Raw genomic sequence first — 2526 nt, 5'->3', positions numbered from 1 at the left:
CGTTGAATCTTGCTGGCATGCTACGATTAAGATCAACAAAGATAGGATGATAGGAATAAGTAACATTTTTTTCATAATAATTTACTTTCTTAGACATTTGAATTGCTATTTATAGTCCATCCGTAAACTACAATTTTATCAATGGCTCCACCAGTTGGTGGATGATTCGACGCAGAAAAACACTGATTCGGCAGATAAACGCTGATACTACTTTTTTTGTAATTAAATTTTTTATCTGCGTAAATCATTTTTTTCAGCGTTCATCTGCGTCCAATCTATACTTTATGGACAGACTCTATTTAGAGTCCATCCGTAAAGTAGCATATCAAGTAAAATATATTCTTCATCCTTTTTACAACTCATCCCCTAACCCCTTCTCTTCAAAGAGAAGGGGAACTTTTGTCTCCCTCTCCTCGATAGGAGAGGGTCGGGGTGAGGTCGAAAAATCATACTTTATGGACAGACTCTATTTAGGAAGATGTTCTTCGATCATTTTCTTGAATTCATCAAGAACTTCCAGAGAAAAGCCAACTTCTTTTTTGATTAATTTACCTGCAGGGGAGATAAAAAATGTGGTTGGGATATTCCTAATTGCATACTGCTTGGCTACCTTGTTCCCAACATCCGAGAGAAATAAATAATTCATCGGAACGCCTTTTTTTTTCTGTGTTTCTCGAAATTCATTTACTTTTTCGATTTTATCGGATGATATTCCAACAACACTTAATCCCTTATCTTTGTATTGATCGTAAAATTTCTGCAAGTAGGGGATTTCCTCTTTACAGGGCGGACACCAGGTCGCCCAAAAATCAAGAATAATCAAACCGGTTGCTTCACTAAGGGTGAATTCTTCTCCATCAAAACTTTTCAACGTAAAGTCAAATGCTTCCTTGAAATTAATCTCCCCGGATTCCATCTTTTTCTCAAGTTCCCGCTGATGCTGTATTGCTTTAATTTGCTCCCTTATTTTAGAATTCGGATTATAACCAATAAATCCGTCAAGTGGTTTTCCCTCTGCAAAAAAAACAACAGTTGGTTGATTTGGGACTATTTTAAATGGAAGTTCTTTAGTGAAATCGGGAAATTCATCTGTGTTTATTTTACCGATAGAAACGTTTTCAAATTCCGATATCAATTCCAAAACTCTTTTCTCAAATTCAATAGAGGAATCGCAACCATCGGAATAGAACTCGACTAAATTTAATTCACCCATCGAAAATTGCGGAAAAGTCTGGGGAGTTAATATTTCTACAGATTCTTGGGTGTTTCCATAACTGACAGAATACAGAACAACCGCCGTTAAAATTACGATTAGCTGAACGATTTTTCTTGTTATCATTTTGTTTGCTCCTTAATGTGTTATAATTTTAGTTATTGTTGATTATTTTTTCAGATCAATCCTTCAAAAAGCCGGAAAAGTATTTGCTGCAAAGTCGGTAATTTATATGCTGATGACCAGCGGATTCCGGTTTTATCCAAAACTTCCTGGGCAATATCATGAGAAATTTTTGCCGGAAAATTTGCAGATATATGTTTTCCCAAATATTTATTTTCGATTTTAAATAAACGGCGTGGATAACGAAAAACTGCACCAGTGCCGATGCGAATATCCTCAATAATTTTTTCTCTATTCTTTTTTACTAAAAGTGCAAAACTCATCCTACTGATTGCTACGCTTTTTCTACGTCCTAATTTGGAAAAAATACTTTTTGCATTTAAAATATTTTCATCAATCGGTAAAATTATCTCGGTAAGAATTTCATCATTTTTTAAATCAATTTGTTTTGCTCCATCAGGTTGAAAAAAATCTTTGAGGGAAACAATTTTCTCATCTTTTTCGGATATTACTTTTACCTTTGCATTGTAAACCAGCAAAGGTGCGATGGAATCTGCACTTGGAGCAAGATTACAAATATTTCCTCCTATGGTTCCCATATTTCGTATTTGAGAGGAGCCTATCTGACTTGCTGCGCCAAAAAGGAGAGAGAAATTTCTTTCTACGATTTTGTTCCGAATAATTTCGGTGAAGGTGGTTGCTGCTCCGATGGATAGATTTCGCTCGCTAAGTTTTATTCCGATTATTTCCGATAGAGAACTAATATCAACGATGTATTTTATTTTTTCAATTTCTTTTTCTTCATTCCGTAAAGCAATAGTGAGATCCGTTCCACCTGCAATTACTTTGCATTTTCCTTGCTTTTCAGCAAGAAATGATAGCGTTTGATTTATTGAGTCAAATTTTATGAGATTAAATTCTTTCATATTTTTTTCTTTTCCAGAATGCTACTCTTCGGAGTTTCCCAATTTGACTGTCAATGAATTCGGCATTTTTTTTGTAATAGTCACCATCATTCTAAAGTTTTACCAACCATCTCGTTCCTAAATCAACGAATAATCTCGTTCCCAAGCCCAACACATTCTCGTTCCCAAGCCCCTGCTTGACATTCTAGTTCCCAAGCCCAACACATTCTCGTTCCCAAGCCCCTGCTTGGGAATGCCTATTTCGAGAAGCCCCTGCTTCGAGGC

At 35.8% G+C, this 2526-nt stretch carries 3 protein-coding genes; all 3 read right to left on the bottom strand.

The window, feature by feature from the left end; all coding sequences use genetic code 11:
- Positions 1-89 precede the first annotated feature (89 nt).
- Entirely contained in the window at positions 90-248 is a 159-nt protein-coding gene (locus U9P79_04225; GenBank protein ID MEA2103833.1) for a hypothetical protein, read from the bottom strand.
- Between the two features lie 218 nt (positions 249-466).
- The gene (locus U9P79_04220; GenBank protein ID MEA2103832.1) at positions 467-1339 is read right to left on the bottom strand and encodes a redoxin domain-containing protein; all 873 of its coding nucleotides are present in this window, start codon (positions 1337-1339) and stop codon (positions 467-469) included.
- Between the two features lie 50 nt (positions 1340-1389).
- Positions 1390-2262, bottom strand: a complete 873-nt coding sequence (locus U9P79_04215; GenBank protein ID MEA2103831.1) for a xanthine dehydrogenase family protein subunit M — start codon at positions 2260-2262, stop codon at positions 1390-1392.
- Positions 2263-2526: the final 264 nt, after the last annotated feature.

The organism is Candidatus Cloacimonadota bacterium (genome assembly GCA_034661015.1).
In the GTDB taxonomy this organism is placed as follows: Bacteria; Cloacimonadota; Cloacimonadia; order JGIOTU-2; family JGIOTU-2; genus JAYEKN01.
This window is presented reverse-complemented; position numbering and strand designations above follow the sequence as displayed.